This is a genomic window from Paenibacillus sp. FSL P2-0136 (assembly GCF_037975325.1).
GTDB lineage: Bacteria > Bacillota > Bacilli > Paenibacillales > Paenibacillaceae > Paenibacillus_AQ > Paenibacillus_AQ silagei.
On the sequence record NZ_CP150244.1, the window covers coordinates 3,938,529 to 3,956,814 of the forward strand.

Genomic DNA, 18,286 nt, shown 5'->3' on the forward strand with positions numbered 1-18,286 from the left:
TACCCCCAATGGTTCAATTAGATTGTTCAGAAGTATATTCAAGACCTGTAAGAAACTTTCCTGCTATTATACCATTTAATTTCGCAAAATTCTCAGAAAAGTTTTGGCTCTCCAGGACGTCAATCCACTGAATCTCCTTCATGTGGCGAAACCATGACAACTGCCGCTTGGCAAACCGGCGGGTATCACGCTTCAGCAGCACCACGGCTTCCTCAAGCGTCATCTCCCCCTCCAGGTAGGCGGCAATTTCCTTGTAGCCCAGACCCTGCATAGACACAAGACTCCTGCCGTAGCCTTGATCCAGCAGCCGCTGCACCTCAGGCACGAGGCCCTCCGCCAGCATCTGATCGATTCGCTCTTCAATACGTTTATATAGTATTTTCCGGTCCATTGTCAAACCGATCAGGCATAATTCATAGGGAGACTCCTTGTTCTGGCCGGCCAGCGAGTCGGATAACGGGACGTTCGTCTGGTGAAAAATCTCCAACGCGCGGATGATCCGCCTGCGGTCATTGGGATGCAGCCGCTCCGCACTGGCCGGGTCTACCGCTGCCAGACGGGCATGCAGGGCATCAGCCCCATGCTCCTCGGCGTAGGCCTCCTGCTGCTCGCGGAAAGCCTCGTCAGCCACCGCTTCGGAGAAGCGGAAGCCGTAGCATAACGACTCAATATACAGTCCAGTACCGCCCACAATAAAAGGCAGCTTGCCCCTCGCGCTGATCTCCTCAATCAGCCGTGCTCCCTGCTCCTGGAATTCAGCTGTGGAATAGGCATCCTGCGGATCATGAATATCAATCAGATGATGGGGAATGCCCTTCATCTCGGCAGGCGTGATCTTGGCCGTACCGATATCCATCCCGCGGTAGACCTGCATCGAATCCCCGGAGATGATCTCGGCTCCGTGAGCCTCGGCCAGCTCCAGACTCAGTCTGGTCTTGCCGACCGCTGTCGGACCCAGCAGTACAAGCACTTTGCGTTTCTTCTTAGTTGTCAATGGTAATCACCCCGTACGATGTTTTGGCATTGGCCCGCAGCAGCTCCTTGAAGCCCAGCCGGGTGAACTCTCCGCTCAGTGCCTTCTCCTTCAGCAGCACCGTCTTGCGCGCAACCCTGGTTGCCTCAGCCACGCTATCAGCTGACAATGCAGCAGGATTCGCGAATTGCCGCAGCGGCGAGATCGCCGCCGAATCCGTCAGCGGCACCCGGAACATCGGATCGAAGTATACGATGTCGATGCTCTTGTCCGGCTGGGCCCGCAAGTATTCCAGATGGTCCCCGTGCTGCACATCAATACGGCGCAGCGCTTCGTTCACCTTCACCTGGCCAGAGACATACCCGCTCATCCCTTCCAGCAGGAGAGCATACAACGGCAGCGAGCTCTCCAGTGCCGTCACCTTGGAGGTCTCCCCTCCGGTGACTGCGAACAGCAGCGAATCCGCTCCGAGTCCGGCCGTGCAGTCCAGCACGCTGTCGCCGGGGAGCATGCCTGCGGCATCGATCATAGGGTCCGGCTCGCCTCTTAAGATTCTTTTGGCGCGGACAAAGCCCATGCTGGGATGGAATTCCATCGGCGGCATTCCCGGCGTAATCAGCCGGACGGCCTCCTGCAAAACTACCAGAATCTGTTCGTCCCCGTAATGCTCCACCAGCTTGCTCATCGAGAATTTCGCTCTCGGAGCATAGGCGCAGCCTGTGCGGTCCGCAAGCTCCCGGGCCCGGGCCACCACTTGCGGTATCGGGTCAAAGCCCGTCGTTATAATCATGTTGCCTCCGTTCTGCACTCAATAAATGTACAATATAGCCACTACATAACGCGCTTAAACAGCTTCTCCAGATCATAGGCCGAGAACGACACAACGATCGGGCGTCCATGCGGGCAGGTATAAGGCTGGCTGCAGGCCGCGAGCCGGGTGAGGAGCGATTCCACTTCCAGCTCTGTAAGCTTCTGGTTGGCTTTGATCGAAGCCTTGCAGGAGCAGAGAATAGAGGATTTCTCGCGCAGCTTGGCGAGGTCAATCGACCGTTCGCTTAAGACCCACTCTGCCATCTCTTCAATTACCGCCTTCTCGTCCCCTTCCGGGAACCAGTACGGCAAGGAACGGACCAGGAAGGTCTGCCCGCCAAAATGCTCAAGCACAACCCCCGCCTGCTCGAACCAGTGCAGCCGTTCGCTAAGCTGCCTGCTCTCCGAAGGCGTGAACTCCAGCGTAATCGGCAGCAAAAGCTCCTGTGAGGCATCTTCAGGCTTGCCGAATTTCTCATAATAAAATTCATAATTCACCCGCTCATGCGCAGCGTGCTGGTCAATCAAATACAGCCCGCTGTCATTCTGGGCGATAATATAGGTTCCGTGATGCTGGCCGATATAATTCAGCTCGGGAAACTGTGGAAGACCAGTGCCGCTCTGCTCCGCAGGAGCGTACAGCTCCCCGGCTGCCGGCTGCTGCCCCCGGCCAGCCATAGCTGCCTGGGGGCGGTAGCTGTCGCGGGGGCCGGAGGACGGCTGGCGGTATGAACCCTGGGTGGCGTTCCCGCCGCTGTATGCAGCGGCCGTCTCTCTGGCCTGCTGCTGCTCCTGTGCATTGCTGCCGCCATAAGGCTGGGTATTCCCGGATGCTTGGGCAGCAGCATAAGATCCTCCAGCGGCAGGGCCGGTTAATCGACCAGCGCTGCCAGAGAACGGAGCGCCGCTCCCTCCGCTGGAAGGCAGCTGGTTGCCCGCTGCGACGCCAGCACCGCCAGGCATTCCCTGGCCGTAGCTGCGCGGATCTGCTGACTTGTCCGCACCGCCCGCTTCCGTACCTTGCTGAATACTGCCCGGAGCTGCGCCTTTGGAGAAGGCGAATTGCTCCTGAATGAAGGAGCTGCTGTTCTTGCCGCCGATGATCTCCTTGGTGGGGCGCGGAATCAGGCTCTGGCCCATCAGCAGCGAGCGGAGCTGCTGCTCTATGAACCCGTACAGCTCAGGTTCCTTGCTGAAGCGTACTTCAAGCTTGGCCGGATGCACGTTGACATCCACCAGTGACGGGTGCATCTCCAGCTTCAGGACCAGCAGCGGATAACGGTTAATCGGCAGCAGCGTATGGTAAGCGCGCATGATCGCCGCGTTCAGCCCGTTGCTGCGGATGTAACGGCCCCCGACCAGCGTCGTCACCGCATTGCGGTTCGAGCGTGTCCACTCGGGACGGCTGATATAGCCGGAGATCCGGAAGTCCGGATCTTCCGCCGACACCGGGAGCATAGCCTTGGCGGCTGAGGTGCCATACACAGCGGCAATTACCTGCAGCAGGTCTCCGTTGCCCAGCGTATGCAGCAATTGATTGCTGTTATGTTGCAGGGTGAAGGAGATATCCGGATGGGCCAAGGCCATCCGGTACATGGCATCGGAGATATGGCCCAGCTCGGTCTGGATGCTCTTCATATACTTGAGACGGGCAGGCGTATTATAGAACAACTCCCGCACGGTAAGGTCACTGCCTTTGCCGGAAGCTGCATCTTCATTACGGATCAGCCTTCCGCCCTCGATGTCCAGCACCCGCCCTTTACCATCGTCTCCGCTGGCGGTCAGCAGGGTCAGCTTCGATACCGCTGCGATACTCGCCAGCGCTTCTCCACGGAAGCCAAGGCTGGTGATCTGGAAGAGATCACGGCCGCTGGCAATTTTGCTGGTCGCATGGCGGTAGAAGGCGGTCTCGCAGTCCTCCGGCTCGATCCCCGAGCCGTTATCCTTCACCCGGATGCTCTGCAGTCCCCCCTCTTCCACAGAGACTTCAATGCGGGTGCTGCCCGCATCGATTGCGTTCTCGACCAGCTCCTTCACCACAGAAGCAGGACGCTCGACTACCTCCCCGGCAGCAATCTGGTTGGCAATATGCTCATCCAGCACATGAATTTTAGCCATATTCGTTCACCCCGCATGTATTTATTTTATAGATAATATTGAACATTAACGGACTGTAAAAAACGGACTGTAAAAGCCTTATTTGAACAAGTAGAACTGGCATTGCCGTCCTTTGCGGTCCTTTTAAAGGACGTACCGTATCAGAGAGATAATCATTCTAACGGATGAATAAGATTACCTTCGCGCGAGCACAATGTATGCTGTTTTTCACATATATTTAGGCCATATGCCTGCTTGCAAGCACCATGTATGTTGTTTTCCACATATATTCGGGCCGTGTGCCTGCTCGCGAGCACCATGTATGCTGTTTTTCACATATATTCGGGCCGTGTGTCTGCTTGCGAGCACAATGTATGCTGTTTTTCACATATATTTGCTACTTATTCCGCTGTAACAGCAAATCGTATTCGGTTTTAAACACACCTTCAACGGCAGCAGTTCCGCTGAACTACAGCTCCCTTGCCTTAAGCTTCAGCTCATTCAGCAGGCCCATCGCCTGCAGCGGGGTCATGTTCATCAGATCCGCGCCTTGCACGGCGGTGATTAGCTCTTTGAGCAGCGGATTGTCTTTGACGGCAGGTGCCACGGCTCCGCCCTTGCGGTTCTTGCGCGGCTCTTCCTCGCCAAAGATAGACAACTGTACCACTTCATTGTCCTCTTCCTCTACAGGAGAAGCAAGGGATACGGCAGCCTCCCGCTGTCCGGCAGCCATAGAAGCTGCTGCTTCGGAATACGGGTCCGGATGTACTGGAGCTTGCGCGGTGCGTTCAGCCGAATAGGAGTGGCTGCCTGAGGCAGCTCCTTGTCCGGCATCCGGCGTCTGCGCAGCGGTAGCCTGATGCTCCTGTATAACCGTTCCGCCCCCGCTCCGGTTACTGTAACCCGTACCGTAATTCAGCGCTGCGGCGCCCGGCGGAGAAGCCTGTTCAATGCTCTGGAGCAGCCCGTAGGCCCGGTCAATAATTCCTTCTGGCAATCCAGCCAGCCTTGCACAATAGATCCCGTAGCTGCTGTCCGCAGCTCCCGGCACAAGCTTGCGGAGGAAGTTCACCTTGTCGCCGCTCTCCTGGACCGCCATCGAATAATTCCGCAGACCGCTAAGGCTCTGCTCCAGATGGGCCAGCTCATGGAAATGTGTGGATACCAGTGCCTTGCAGGCAATGGTATCATGCACATATTCGATCACCGCCTGGGCAATCGCCATCCCCTCACTGGTCGAGGTCCCCCGGCCCAGCTCATCGATGATGATCAGGCTGCGAGCGGTTGCTTTCTCGGTCATGACCTGAATGTCTGCCATCTCGACCATGAACGTGCTCTGGCCGCCGATCAGGTCATCGGCTGCACCGATCCGCGTGAAGATGCGGTCGATCAGCGCCACCTCGGCGCTGGCTGCAGGCACGAAGCAGCCGATCTGGGCCATGATGCAGATGAGCGCCACCTGGCGCATATACGTGCTTTTGCCGGCCATGTTCGGTCCTGTAATCAGCAGGATATTCCCCTCGTCCTTACTGAGTGTGCTGCCGTTCGCAATGAATGCCGAATCCTTCAGCACCGCCTCCACGACCGGATGGCGTCCGCCTTCAACCCGCAGATCGTAGCTGTCGGACAGCTTCGGCTTCACGAACCGGTGCTCCGCGCTGACGGCTGCGAGGCACTGATACACATCAATCTCCGCCACCTTCTCGGCCAGCGCCTGCAGGCGCGGAACCTGGCTGCTGATCCGCTCGCGCAGCTCGGTGAACAGACTGTATTCCAGATCTGTCATCTTATCCTGGGCCTCCAGGATCAGCGCTTCCTTCTCCTTCAGCTCCGGGGTGACATACCGCTCGGCATTAGCCAGTGTCTGCTTGCGCTCATAGCGGCCTTCCGGCAGCGAGGACAGATTGGAACGGGTAATTTCTATATAATAACCGAAAATTTTGTTATAGCCGATCTTGAGGGATTTGATCCCGGTCACCTGGCGTTCCTTCGCCTCAAGCTCAGCAATCCAGCGCTTGCCGCTGCTGCTGGCTTCCCGCAGCTCGTCCAGACGCTCATGGTAGCCCGCGCGGATGATTCCGCCGTCACGCACGGACACCGGTGCATCCTCCACAATCGCCCGTTCAATATCCTCACGAAGCTCCGCGCATTCATCCATAGACGCACCGATCTCCCTTAAGGTAGAAGAGCCAGAGGTCAGGCACATCTCCTTCAGCGCAGGAATCTGGGCCAGGGACAGCCTGAGTGCGTTCATATCGCGCCCGTTCGCACTGCCGAAGGCAATCCGCCCGACCAGCCGCTCCAGATCGTAGATCTCCTTCAGCGCCCCGCGCAGATCCTCGCGGACGATGAACTGGTTATACAGATAGTCGACGGCTTCCAGACGGCGCTCAATCGGCGCGCGCTGCAAGAGCGGCTTATCGATCCGGCGGCGCAGCAGGCGGCCGCCCATCGAGGTCTCGGTGCGGTCCAGGAGCCAGAGCAGCGAGCCTTTTTTGGAGCGTTCCCTCACGGTCTCGGTCAGCTCCAGATTACGCCGGGTGAACGGATCGAGAATCATATAATTCCCCGGCTCGTAAGGAGAAATCTGGGTAAGCTGTCCCAGTGAACGGCGCTGGGTCTCGCTGAAATAGGAGATCAGCAGCGCCAGGGCACGGCAGCGCTCCTTCTCCAGCCGGACCCAGGCCGCTTCGCCGAACTGGCGGCGGGCCAGCGCCTCCTCCTGCTTGTCCCACGGCGTATAGACCACAGGCTTGGCCAACAGGGAAGCTTCACTGCGCAGCTCCTCCAGCAGGGCTGAATCCCCGATAATCTCCGCAGGCTCGTAGATGCCAATCTCATCGCGCAGCCACTCGGTGCTTGCGAGTACCGATGTGACATACAGCTCACCTGTCGTCAAATCGCAGGCGGCCAGCGCCATCATCCCGTCTTCCTCTGTTACGCAGACGAGGTAGTTGTTGCTTTTGTCCGAAATAATCTTGCCGTCCATTACCGTACCCGGTGTTACGACCCGGACGATATCACGGCGGACCATCCCTTTAGTCACCGCAGGATCATCCAGCTGCTCGCAGATCGCCACCTTGTAGCCCTTCTCGATAAGTCGCTGTATGTACCCCTCGGCGGCATGATACGGCACTCCGCACATTGGAATTTTCTCGCCCACCCCGCCGTCGCGGCCTGTTAATGTAATCTCAAGCTCTTTGGATGCCAAGAGGGCATCCTCGAAGAACATTTCATAGAAATCGCCCAGACGAAAAAAAAGGAAAGCGTCTTTCGCCCCTTCCTTGACTTTGAGATACTGCTGAATCATCGGCGTATAGTTTGCCATCGTCTACCTCCATACCTACTTCATACTGTTCTCTATTATAGCAGAAACTCCGCTCCCCGGGTTACCCCCGGCACGCCCGCAAAGGTTGCTAAAAGTTGGTGGGGGTATTCAAGGGGATGTCGGGCGGGCTGGCGCTTGGGGATTAGGGGTTTGTGGGGGGAGTGTGGAATGAGTGTGGGAGATATATTGGTTGGGGGGTGGGAGGAATGTGGAGATGTTGGGGCGGGTGTAAGGGCGGGGTGAAGCGGAATGCGGGGCGGGGCAAGGATGTGGGGAGCGTGAGTAACTTGGGGGATGCGAGTGTTAGGGGCTGAGTGAGGCGGAATGCGGGGCGGGGCAAGGATGTGGGGAGCGTGAGTAAATTGGGGGGATGCGAGTGTAATGTGTATGTGGAAGAATGTTGGTCAATAAAATCAGTATGGGATGTGGGTGAGCAGTAAGAGCGGCTGAGAATGTTTGGTCAGAGTGCGGGCTATATGTGGTGGGAATACAGGTGAAAATACTTGGTCCAGATGCGTATACGCGAGTGCGAGTGCGGAGTGGCAAATGCGGATGCTTGTGTGAGTGCGAAATATGGTGACGGAGGCTCAGGCAAGCATAGTCAGGTATGGTGATGAGAGTTCCTGGCAGGTTTTTTATTCTATTGTAGTTTGTGCATTAGATGGCCCTGTAATTGTCTGAAAAATAGGATCTGTTGCACTTCGTACATTAGAAATCCTTAAAAGGAGAGTTTTCGGACCAAATCCCAGAAATCTAATGTACGAACTACATCAGAATGGATCTCGGCGCTGGCAAACGGCGATTCTGCTGCAGTAAATACAATCACTCAGATAATCAGCTTTGTTAATCACTTCGTTAATTACTTCAACAGACCCATATAGTTGCGATAGCGGGATTAGAATAGTAACTTGCACTGGTAAGAATACGTCAGATTTTTATTAGTGGAAGTAACGAACAGCAGTTTGACCAACCGCATCCTGAGGTTCTTCTGTGTCCCCTTTATATACAAGCTACAGTGGTATGCTTAATTGCATTTCGTACAACTAAAGTGTCCGATGTCCTACCAATGATCCGTTTAGTTGTAGTTTGTACATTTAAAAATCCATCTGTACTCGGGTTCACGCCATTCGGGCAAATTTAGTTGTACAGACTACACTTAGAAGAGAAAAAGCTTCTTTTGGAGTGCGTTTAGTTGTACAGAATACACCTATGGCTGAATGTTCACTTCGAACGAAGTTTCATGAATGGGCGCACGTTTGAAGGGGATGATTGGTTGAGTAACTTAAGTAATTTAGAGAAATTTAGAGAAATTGAGAGTAATTGAGCGGAGTATATGAGTACGATTGTTTGTTAAAAAATAGCGCCGCCATAGTTAGAGCTTCCCATACCTAGCGGCGCGGGAAAGCTGTAACTGGCGGCTATCGGGACTTGACGGGCGGCGGGCTCTATTGATATGCATCCGCCCGCCCGGAAGGCAGCGCCCCGGAGTCCGGCGGGGCGCTCCGTACCCAGGAGCCGCGGATATCCCGCGACTCATCCCAGCTCTGCTGCTCCGCTATGGCGCGCAGCAGCGGATCAATCCACCGGGCGGCGGCTGCGTAGCCGCCCAGTGCGCGCAGCTGCGCCTCCAGGGGAGGCCAGGCTGTGCGCAGAGGAGATTTGCCGCCGCTGTAGAAGGCGGCATGCAGGTCTTCCCGGTCGAGCGGGCGCAGCGGCAGGTCTTCATAATGGCTCACGATCAGGTGAGCCAGACAGACCGCGCCTTTGGCGATGACCGGGGAGACCAGGAAGCTCGGCAGGGTCCGATACTCGAAGCCGCCATGCGGCTGAGGGCGGAAATCGCCGAGCACGCCATAGCGGGGACGCCGGGCCGCAGCCCGGATGTCCTCCAGCAGGAACAAGGGCAGCGCCAGATAGTTATCTAGCGCGCGCAAGAGCGGCGCACACAGCGTGACGCCGCTGAAGTGCAGGTGGCCGCCGAGGGCCCAGCCCCGCAGCGGCATACCTCCCGCCCGCCAGCGCAGCGAGCGGTCGGCAATGAGCCGGTCCGCCTCGCGTGCGGCGGACATCAGCTGCGCCAGCAGCGCGCGCGGTTCCCCGCGCGGCGCGGGGCGCAGCTCCGCCACCGGGAACACGCCGCGCGTTCCCGGGGGTCCGGCGTCGCAGCCCGCGACGCCGTCCATGGGCAGGTACCGCGACGCCGGCACGACGCGGCCAGAGGATTCCCGGAGCAGCAGGAACTCCGGGTCCATGCCCATGAGCAGCCCCGGCCGGCCCGGCTGCTCACCGTCAAGCATCTGCGCAAGCGCTACGTATGCTGAACGGTACGGCTCAGGCAGCGCTCCTGCGGGATCAGGCAGCACCGGAGTGATGCCTGTGACCATGTACCGCCGCCCGCCCATGGCCCGCAGCTCCACCTCGCCGCTGTCCAGTCCCAGACTATACAACGCCCGCACCGCAGTGGTCCGCAGAACCCCTGCAGCCCCCCGCAGCTCCCTTCCTCCACCACCTAAACTTCCAAACTCATCCCCACCATTCCGATACTCACCCTGCCTTCCAACTCCTACACTACCACTCCCATACTCCTCTCGCTCCTCAACTCCTGGCCCTCCACGCTCATACTCTTCTTGCTCCCCAGCTCCTACCACTCCACTCCCATACTCACCCTGCCCCCCATCTCCTCCCCCACTATTCCCATACTCTTCTTGCCCCCCAGCTACTCCCCGACCTCTCCCATACTCCTCTTGCCCTCCAACTCTTCCACCACCATGTCCATACTCCTCTTGCCCCCCAACTCTGCCCCCACTACGTCCATACTCCTCTTGCCCTCCAACTCCTTCGCCACCTCTCGCATACTCCTCTTGCCCTCCAACTCTTCCACCACCACGTCCATAATCCTCTTGCCCCCCAGCTACTCCCCCACCATTCCCATACTCCTCTTGCCCTCCAACTCCTACTCCCTCACTCCCATTCCCGCCTTGACCTCCAACTCCTACCCCACCACTCTCATTCTCCCCTTGCTCTCCAACTCTTCCCCTGCCACTCCCATCCCCAGCCAACCATCCAGCCCCAAGCCCCCCGCCCATAGCCGCCCCCGCTCCAAGCGGCTGGCAGTCCAGCACGGCCAGATTGAAAATAAGCACTCGGTAATGCTGTCTGTAGCTTGCGGGGTCTTGTCCATGCGAGTGGTTTTGGGTGTCTCTTGTATCTTGTCGCCGCGACCCTCTAGCGATAGAAATGGAGTCGGCCTCAATCCCGCAGCGCCGGAGCCTGCGTTCGATCTGCTCCGGTGCCAGCTGCCGGAATACGTTCAACCCTTCATTCATGTCTAATGCCTCCGCCCATACGAAATTCCTCAGGGCCGTATCCCCTCGCGCACCGTCCGGTTACCGGACAATACCCTTTGAGCGATAAGCCGCTGAGGAAACCTGACCCCCAAATTATCAAATGGAAATAGCACAAGCATCCTTACAAAGACCCTGTCGCACTATACTTGAACATTCGAACGCTGCCCTGTTTAATATTCCTGATGAATGCCGCTTCTCCAGCTCCAGCATCCCCCTCCGCTTCATTTCGCCTTGAAGGATACTCAACAGCATGAAGCCTACATCCTTACCATTCAAAAAATATTTTTATATTTTAAAAAAAAGAGGGCATTCGCCCTCTACGCCGCTGCCCTCTCATCATATAATGGATCATAACCCACACAGTACTTCAGGCAGCGGCGCACACCTTCCTACAACTCATCATCCAGGGCGTCAGGGTCCAAATCATCGTAATCATAATTCTCGCCTTCAAAATCATAATCCTTGTCTTCCAGATCATCGGCCTGATCACTGACAAACACGCGGAGCTTGGTCTCAGCCACCAGTTCCGCATCGAACTCGCGTTCCACCCGCAGTGTCACACTGCCTCCGCCCGGCGATACCCCGGCTTCCACACAATTGGGTTCCTGCGTTGCCTCCGCAGAGACCTGTGCCGTGGAAGCACGGTGTCTCGGGTCGAGGTACGACAATGGAATAAGCTCCACATAGGAGACCGTTTCCTTGGCAACCTCGGTCTGCTTGTTTTTGTCGTACGAATACCAGATGTTCACATCATAGGTACCGATTACTTCGATTCCGTTCCCGGCGGCAACCGCTTCGTACTGGTGGTTAATGATCCAAGCCCCCAGAATACTAGTCGGATGATGTGGCGGAGTCACGGTATGGGTTGCTGTAGAGAACTTACGACCTTTGCCGCAAATTGCCTTCGTAATGATCTCCCTTGTTTGACGTTTATGGCTTAATGACATCTTTGAACCTCCTCCATACAATCATTCACTATCAAGTGTATGCACGTTCTGGGCATTTGTTGATTGTTAGAGTAGAAATAAATTTGGGTAAGCCCTCAGATGCCGTAACTGAAGCCCTTTGCTTCATTTTATTGCCGGATTTAGTCCATTATGAGTCTCCTGAAGCGAAAAAAAACAAAAGTAGCGGCTCCCCCAAACCGGGAAAACCGCTACTTTTTGTTGTGCCAACATTTTAAGCCGGGAAGGGCAGAGGCCCCCTGCTAGGAAAGTACACGTACGATGCCAAGCTGCCGGTGGCGGCTGAGATCGATGAAGTCCTCACCGATGTTCACCAGCGGACGCAGCGGGTCGTGGGCCAGAATCATAATGATTTTGCCGATCTGCCCGTCCGTCAGGAGCACCTCATTGCCGATCATCGACTGCATTAGCTTATTAATGAACACACTGCAGATATACGGGTCCAGCTTGCCGTAGACGTTCTCGTCCATCTGCTTAAGTACCTCATACAGCGGCGCGGCTGTTCGATAGAACCGGTCTGAAGTCATCGCGTGGAAAATATCCGCTACCGCCACGATTTTGCTGAAATCCGTAATCCGGTGGCCCAGCACGCCGAAGGGATAGCCGCTGCCGTCCATCCGTTCGTGATGCTGCAGCGCCACAAGCGCCTGCATATGATTGGTACCCACCGTATCGCGGATCATCTCATAGCCATAGGTGGTGTGCTTTTTCATCAGGGCATATTCATCCTCACTCAGCGGACCCGGCTTGGTGAGGATTTCGGCCGGAATCATAATTTTGCCGATATCATGAAGCGTCGCAGCAATCGTCAGCATGCTCAGCTCGTCCGGCTTCAGCTTCAGCCATTTGCCAAGCAGCGTAGAGATGATGCCCACCGCCACATTATGCCTGTATGTATAGTCATCCTTAGTCTGCAGCGCAGACAATATTCCAAAGAAATCATTCTTCTCGCTCACCTGCTGGATGAACGGGATCACTTCATTCCTGAGCTCAATCATTGGCAGACGCTTCGTCTTCGTATAGCGCAGCTGCTCAAAAATACTCTCCATCGCCGCCGTACAATCATCCACAGCCAGCTGATAGAATGCAGCGCTGTCGACCTGGACCACATCCTGCGGCTCCAGAACGATCTTGTGCTGCGTAATCAGGCGGATATGCTCTCCGGTGAGCAGGGTCAATGCCGGCAAGACAAATACACCGCTATGATTAAAAAGGTTCGCTACCAGCTGTTTGCCGATATATTGATCATTGCTGTTATTCATATTCCTCACCTGCCAGACCAAGATTCTTGGGTTTTGGACATCACTTAAGAGACAAGCTCACTTTGGGCGCTTATGTTTCTTATCGTTATTTTACACCGGAATGTGAATACCTGACACCTAAATTACATGGATTTGCTTATGCTTTGCCTTTCGCAGGCTGTTTGTCCTTCGCCGGACGCAGCTCCACCGGGCTCTTATAGCGCTTGGCAATCTTAAGATACAGCGCAAGCTCGCGGCACAATTGCAGAATTGCAGAGCGGATCTCGAATTCCTCACGCGAATCCGGCAGCTCCATCTCCTGGAACTCCTGCTGCAGCTCCTCCAGCAGCCGCTCGGTCCGGCCGGTGTATTCCTCAGCCAGCACATCGCCGCTAAGCTGGTCGAACAGCTCGGCCACCATATCTCCGTGCGGCAGCTGCCGGTACACCTGTGAGAGCAGCTGCATCATATTCTGGATGGACTCCAGCTGCTCCTTGCGCATGTAGAAGTATACATTCCAGGCTTCATCCGGGTGGATCACATGATTCTCCATTTCCCTGGATGCCGCGCTGAGCCCCTTCTGTACAGCCTCCCCTGCCCCGATCAGCTCTTTTCCGTCCCAGATATAACCGGGATCACGGAGCGTTCTGGCCATCTGCCGGAAGATGACCGAGAAGTAGCCGTCCACCTCTTTGCGGATACCCGCAATAATCCCGCCGGTCTGCGGCATATAGATGAAGTTCACAAGGCCAGCCGAGCCGAGGCCGATAATCAGCAGTTCCACCTGCTGCAGCAGGATATGAACCGTAATATCAGCTTGTCCAAACACGCGGAACACAATTACCGAGCTGGTGACGATCCCTTCCTTGAAGCCGGCTTTGACAATCAGCGGGAAGCCGAACAATACATACAGTCCTAGTACCCAATAATGAAAGCCCAGGGCGAAGAATAGAATACAGCCCAAAAAGAGTCCCACCAATGAGGCGAAGAAGCGCGCCGAAATCGTGCGTAGACTCCTTTTGCGGGTCGTTTCCACCCCGAGAATGGCCAGCAGTCCCGCGCTTTGCGCATTAGGGATACCAGCGGCGGCTGCCAGCAGAATAGACAGCAAAGTTGCAGCCGCCGTTTTAATAATACGAAATCCCATGTGAATATCTCTCCTACACCGTTAAGCTTCATCATTCAAATAAAGATATAGTCATGGTACAAGATTTTGCCAAGAGACACAATATGACATGGTTCTTACCGTCTCGACAGCAGCAGCTTCTCCACATACACCACCAGTTGGTACATAGCCGTAGCCACAGCCGCAATAATGAGCAGACTCGACATGACCAGGGTGAAGTTGAACACCTGAAAGCCGTAGATGATCAGATACCCCAGCCCCGATTTCGCAACCAGAAATTCACCGACAATAACCCCGACCCAGGACATGCCGACATTCACCTTAAGGGTGGAGACCACCGCCGGGAATGAAGCCGGAAGAATGACTTTGCAGAACTCCTGGCTTTTGGAGGCACCGAAGGAGCGGACCACCTTGACCAGATTCGGGTCCACGCTGCAAAAACTGTTGTACACTACCAGAGTCGTGATAATCACGGTAATCGATAAGGTGGTAATGACAATGGCGGTGAAGCCTGCCCCGAACATGACAATGAAGATCGGGCCCAGCGCCACCTTCGGCATACTGTTGAATACGACCATATAAGGGTCCAGCACGGCGGACAGAAAAGGTGACCACCAGATGACGACAGCCAGCAGCGTCCCGATTAGGGTACCCAGAATGAAGCCCACTGCGGTCTCGCCCACGGTCATTCCCAAATGCGGCCACAGACTCCCGCTGACCATGTCGTCCCAGATCTGCCCGAACACCTTCGTCGGATAGCTGAACAACAGCTCATCGATCCAGCCCATTCTGGCCCCGGCTTCCCAGAGCACGAAGAACAGCAGCAGCAGGCTGCTCCGGACCATAAGCACCTGACTCTTGCGGCGCAGCTTCTTCTTCCTGTAATCCGCATGCTTCTGTTCCAGCCACTGCGCACGGGAGGCCGTCTCACGGGGCTGCGCTTCTGTATTCACATTTCTTCCCTCCCTGCCAGCTCCATTTCCTTCCATACCTCGTGAAAAAGCTCCGCGAAGCCCGGCAGGTCCCGCGCATACAGCGGCGGGGTGCGGCGAATCGCTTCCGGAATCTCAAAAATCCTGCGGATTCTGCCCGGATTCGGCTGGAGCAGAATGACCCGGCTGCTGACCGCAATCGCTTCAGACAGGTCATGCGTAACCAGAATCGCCGTGGTTCCCCGGCGCATTAGCGTCTCCGAGACCAGATCCTCCAGCTGCAGCTTAATCTGGTAGTCCAGCGCCGAGAATGGCTCATCAAGCAGCAGCAGGCCGGGGTCGGTAGCCAGTGTCCGCACCAGAGCGACACGCTGGCGCATCCCTCCCGAGAGCTGTGCCGGATAAGCCTGCTCCTTGCCCTCCAGCCCCATATCGGCCAGCAGCTGCAGCGATTTGGCACGCGAGCTTCCGGTGAGCCTTCCGGTCAGCTCCAGCCCGAGCAGCGCGTTATCCTCAATCGTCCTCCAGGGGAAGAGATAGTCCTGCTGGAGCATATAGCCGACCTCCGGCGAAGGTCCCGCGGTCTTACGTCCGCTGAGCAGCACCTCACCGCGTGAAGGCTGCAGCAGCCCGGCGATGATCGACAGAATCGTCGTTTTGCCGCAGCCGCTCGGTCCGACCAGGCTGACGAACTCGCCTTGGCTGACGCTGAGATTCAGATCCCCTATAGCAAGCGAAGCCTCGCGGTCTCCCAGGTAGGCGTGCGTGACTTCCTTCAACTCGACTACTGGAAGCATAGTGGTCGGCCTCCTCACTCCTTAATGGTGCTCTCTGCCCGCTCTGCAAAGCTGTTATTAACAATCTTAGCGGCTGGAATCCGTTCCTTCAGCTCACCGGCATGGTCAATGACATCCAGCAGATTATTCCATTCCTTCTCATCAATTACCGGATTCACCGCATAGGTATCCTGTTCCTTATAACGGCTGATGGCAGAGACCACAATGCCCCGGTCAATCTTGTCAAAATACGGCATTACCGCGTCAGCAATCTCCTCAGGACTATGAGCCTTCACCCATAACTGAGCACGCTGGACCGCATTGGTGAATTTCTGCACCGTGTCCTGATTCTTAGTAATGTAGCTCTGCTTGGACATGAATACCGTATACGGCAGATAACCGCTCTCTACCCCGAAGGAAGCGACCACCTGACCCCGGCCTTCACTCTCGAAGATCGATGCCTGAGGCTCGAACAGCTGCACATAATCTCCAGTCCCGGAAGCAAATGCACCGGCAATATTGGCAAAATCAATGTTCTGGATCAGCGTCAGATCCTTCCCCGCATCAATCCCCTTGTTCAGCAGTGTGAATGCGCCCGCCATCTGCGGCATGCCCCCTTGCCGTTGCCCAAGGAAGGTCGACCCCTTCACTTTGTCCCATGTAAAATGGCTGTCCGGTGTACGCGCGAACAAGAAGGTTCCATCCCGCTGCGTGAGCTGCGCAAAATTAATTACAGGATCATCCGCCCCCTGCTGGTACACGTAAATAGAGGTCTCCGAACCGACCAGCGCCACATCGATTGCCCCTGAGAGCAGGGCCGTCATGGTTTTATCTCCGCCAGGTATCGTCTGCAGCTCAACATCCAGCCCTTCATCCTTGAAAAACCCCTGCGATAAGGCCACATATTCAGGCGCATAGAACACGGAACGGGTAACTTCGCCGATTTTCACCTTGACATCACCGGTTTTACTGCCGCAGCCTGCAAGAACAGAGCCGAGCACAAGCATCAACAAGAACGGCAATGACAGTCTTTTGAACCATTTCATCCTCTCCACTCCTTTCCTCCCGGGTCTTTCGCCCTTGCTCTATGCATATGCGGGAGTCTATGGAAAGGTTAAAGTACAATATATGAAGCGCTTACATTATATTCGGTTCGTCAACCCCGCCCATTCTATGAATGATCGCAGCGCCGTATTCACGCTGTACCGGACCAGCGAGCCAGACCCGTCTGAATTGGGCGGTGCTTCCGCCGGGGTTATTTTGCAAGAACAATCTTAATAGAGCAGCCATTCCCCAAAAGCATGACACAGCTCCGCCCGGGTCAGCGGGAACGCAATGATATAACCGTCATCCTGCTCACTGCTGCTGCGCAGAACCCATCCGCCCGAAGAAGCTTCAATGTAAGAAATCTGCTGCAGGGTCCAGCCTTCCCCATTCTTCGCACATAACCGCAGTTCACCGGAAGCTGTCCGGTTCTTAAGCACTTTAGCCAATTCAGCGGAGCTGTCAGGATCACCTGTCTCCGCTTCCAGTGAAGCCGCCAGCACACACAACGTCCATGTTCCGGCCTTCTCATGAATCTCCTCATAACTCCGTCTGGACAGGAATACCGCAGGAGCGGACGGGTTCAGTGGCTGCGCACGCTCGAAGCAATTGAACAGGTAATAGCAGGCGCGCTTCATCTCTGCCGGCTCCTTCAGCTCGCATCTGAAATCGTCCTCTTCCGTTAACCCTGTCAGGAGGATCTTATCCTTATGTACTTGCAGGCATATGTCCTGCGAATATTCACGCTCATTGAATTTCATTCTGCAGATCCGCTTGGAGCCGGAGGCTGTGCGCAGGAGCTCTGCCACCACTCTACGCCGGGTTTCACCCGGGAACAGATACTGAGCCAGACAGATACAATCTTGCTTATTCACATTCTTTATCCCTTCCTCTGTAGCATACATGTAAGTATTAATGTAAATGAGTGGCTTTCAAAAAAACTGCAAAACTATAAAACTTGCAATCTTTATGTTATCATAAGCTAATTTTAAGGTAAAATTAAGAAACACAGGGTAAGATCAATACCATGAAATACTTTTAGCGAGGTGGTTTTCAAAATGAGAATGCTCATCACTTTTCAAAACAAGCTTGTCCCTGTATATTTCACAACAGAAAACAAACAGCCGACCCAAAAAGTACTTCGACTGCTCAACAGTACGCTTGAACTCAAAATTCAAAAAGGCAAAAACGCCCTGCAGACCTGTTTGAATTCCCTGATCAGTATCGAAATTAAAGGCTCAGAAGCTATATTGCACAGTTACAGTGAAAATGATTCATTGGCCTTATCCCTCTATTAAACAGAGGGATATTTTTTTGCCGGTATACATATAAAGTTAAACAACTTAAAAAAGCACATGCCCGCAAGTGAGGGATGCGCTTAGTCTATGGGTTACAGGGGCTTAGCAGTCAACATTATACCATCAGTCAGCCAATCCGGAGGTTCCGGTTCTCCTCTTTCTCCGCCTTTTTAATTCGCAATTTGAACAACTTCACCAGGTTACGCCGGGTATGCTCTTCGTGACAGCTGTCCAGCTTCTTCAGGATGAAACGGTCGATGGACATGTCAATCGCTCCTTTAAATGGGGGCTTAGTCCCGTGATCTGGAGAGGGAATCATTTCCTCTTCTCCTTATATCACCTATATAAC

General features: G+C 55.2%; 16 protein-coding genes. 1 reads left to right on the forward strand and 15 read right to left on the reverse strand.

The features are described from left to right. Positions 1-13: 13 nt before the first annotated feature. The 14 genes from miaA to NYE26_RS16575 all read right to left on the reverse strand — a co-directional run bounded on the left by miaA (position 14) and on the right by NYE26_RS16575 (position 17,514). A complete protein-coding gene (gene miaA, locus NYE26_RS16510; RefSeq protein WP_339248924.1) occupies positions 14-994 on the reverse strand; it encodes a tRNA (adenosine(37)-N6)-dimethylallyltransferase MiaA in 981 nt (326 codons plus the stop codon). Next, positions 984-1,763 (reverse strand): class I SAM-dependent methyltransferase, encoded by a 780-nt coding sequence (locus NYE26_RS16515; protein WP_339248925.1) that lies wholly within the window; start codon positions 1,761-1,763, stop codon positions 984-986. The genes miaA and NYE26_RS16515 overlap by 11 nt, the downstream gene beginning before the upstream one ends. Positions 1,764-1,804: 41 nt before the next feature. Continuing rightward, positions 1,805-3,901: a DNA mismatch repair endonuclease MutL gene (gene mutL / locus NYE26_RS16520; RefSeq protein ID WP_339248926.1), complete on the reverse strand. Its 2,097-nt coding sequence runs from the start codon at positions 3,899-3,901 to the stop codon at positions 1,805-1,807. A 448-nt stretch (positions 3,902-4,349) separates the two neighbouring features. Beyond that, on the reverse strand, positions 4,350-7,208 hold the full coding sequence (mutS, locus tag NYE26_RS16525; RefSeq protein WP_339248927.1) for a DNA mismatch repair protein MutS: 2,859 nt from the start codon (positions 7,206-7,208) through the stop codon (positions 4,350-4,352). A 1,445-nt stretch (positions 7,209-8,653) separates the two neighbouring features. Further along, positions 8,654-9,856 (reverse strand): hypothetical protein, encoded by a 1,203-nt coding sequence (locus NYE26_RS16530; RefSeq protein WP_339248928.1) that lies wholly within the window; start codon positions 9,854-9,856, stop codon positions 8,654-8,656. Positions 9,857-9,924: 68 nt separating this feature from the next. After that, a complete protein-coding gene (locus tag NYE26_RS16535) occupies positions 9,925-10,101 on the reverse strand; it encodes a hypothetical protein (RefSeq protein ID WP_339248929.1) in 177 nt (58 codons plus the stop codon). A gap of 843 nt (positions 10,102-10,944) precedes the next feature. Beyond that, positions 10,945-11,502, reverse strand: coding sequence for an outer spore coat protein CotE (locus tag NYE26_RS16540; RefSeq protein WP_036724604.1), 558 nt, complete (start codon positions 11,500-11,502; stop codon positions 10,945-10,947). Between the two features lie 260 nt (positions 11,503-11,762). Next, positions 11,763-12,782, reverse strand: a complete 1,020-nt coding sequence (locus NYE26_RS16545; RefSeq protein WP_036699042.1) for an HD-GYP domain-containing protein — start codon at positions 12,780-12,782, stop codon at positions 11,763-11,765. Between the two features lie 136 nt (positions 12,783-12,918). After that, positions 12,919-13,908 (reverse strand): aromatic acid exporter family protein, encoded by a 990-nt coding sequence (locus NYE26_RS16550; RefSeq protein WP_209878466.1) that lies wholly within the window; start codon positions 13,906-13,908, stop codon positions 12,919-12,921. A 95-nt stretch (positions 13,909-14,003) separates the two neighbouring features. After that, complete coding sequence (locus tag NYE26_RS16555; protein WP_339248932.1) at positions 14,004-14,840, reverse strand: ABC transporter permease; 837 nt, start codon at positions 14,838-14,840, stop codon at positions 14,004-14,006. Beyond that, positions 14,837-15,616, reverse strand: coding sequence for an ABC transporter ATP-binding protein (locus NYE26_RS16560; protein ID WP_339248934.1), 780 nt, complete (start codon positions 15,614-15,616; stop codon positions 14,837-14,839). Before NYE26_RS16560 ends, NYE26_RS16555 begins: the two co-directional genes overlap by 4 nt. Before the next feature lie 14 nt (positions 15,617-15,630). Beyond that, positions 15,631-16,641 carry an ABC transporter substrate-binding protein gene (locus NYE26_RS16565; protein WP_339248936.1) on the reverse strand — a complete coding sequence of 337 codons (1,011 nt, stop codon included), beginning with the start codon at positions 16,639-16,641 and terminating at the stop codon, positions 15,631-15,633. 91 nt (positions 16,642-16,732) lie between these two features. Further along, positions 16,733-16,867: a hypothetical protein gene (locus tag NYE26_RS16570; RefSeq protein ID WP_339248938.1), complete on the reverse strand. Its 135-nt coding sequence runs from the start codon at positions 16,865-16,867 to the stop codon at positions 16,733-16,735. A 2-nt stretch (positions 16,868-16,869) separates the two neighbouring features. Next, entirely contained in the window at positions 16,870-17,514 is a 645-nt protein-coding gene (locus NYE26_RS16575; RefSeq protein WP_339248939.1) for a hypothetical protein, read from the reverse strand. 183 nt (positions 17,515-17,697) lie between these two features. Here NYE26_RS16575 and NYE26_RS16580 point away from each other — a divergent pair, with 183 nt between their 5' ends. Beyond that, entirely contained in the window at positions 17,698-17,937 is a 240-nt protein-coding gene (locus NYE26_RS16580; RefSeq protein ID WP_036699054.1) for a hypothetical protein, read from the forward strand. 127 nt (positions 17,938-18,064) lie between these two features. Here the strand turns inward: NYE26_RS16580 and NYE26_RS16585 are convergent, their stop codons facing one another. Next, positions 18,065-18,202, reverse strand: coding sequence for a hypothetical protein (locus tag NYE26_RS16585; protein WP_179090468.1), 138 nt, complete (start codon positions 18,200-18,202; stop codon positions 18,065-18,067). Between the last annotated feature and the right edge of the window lie 84 nt (positions 18,203-18,286).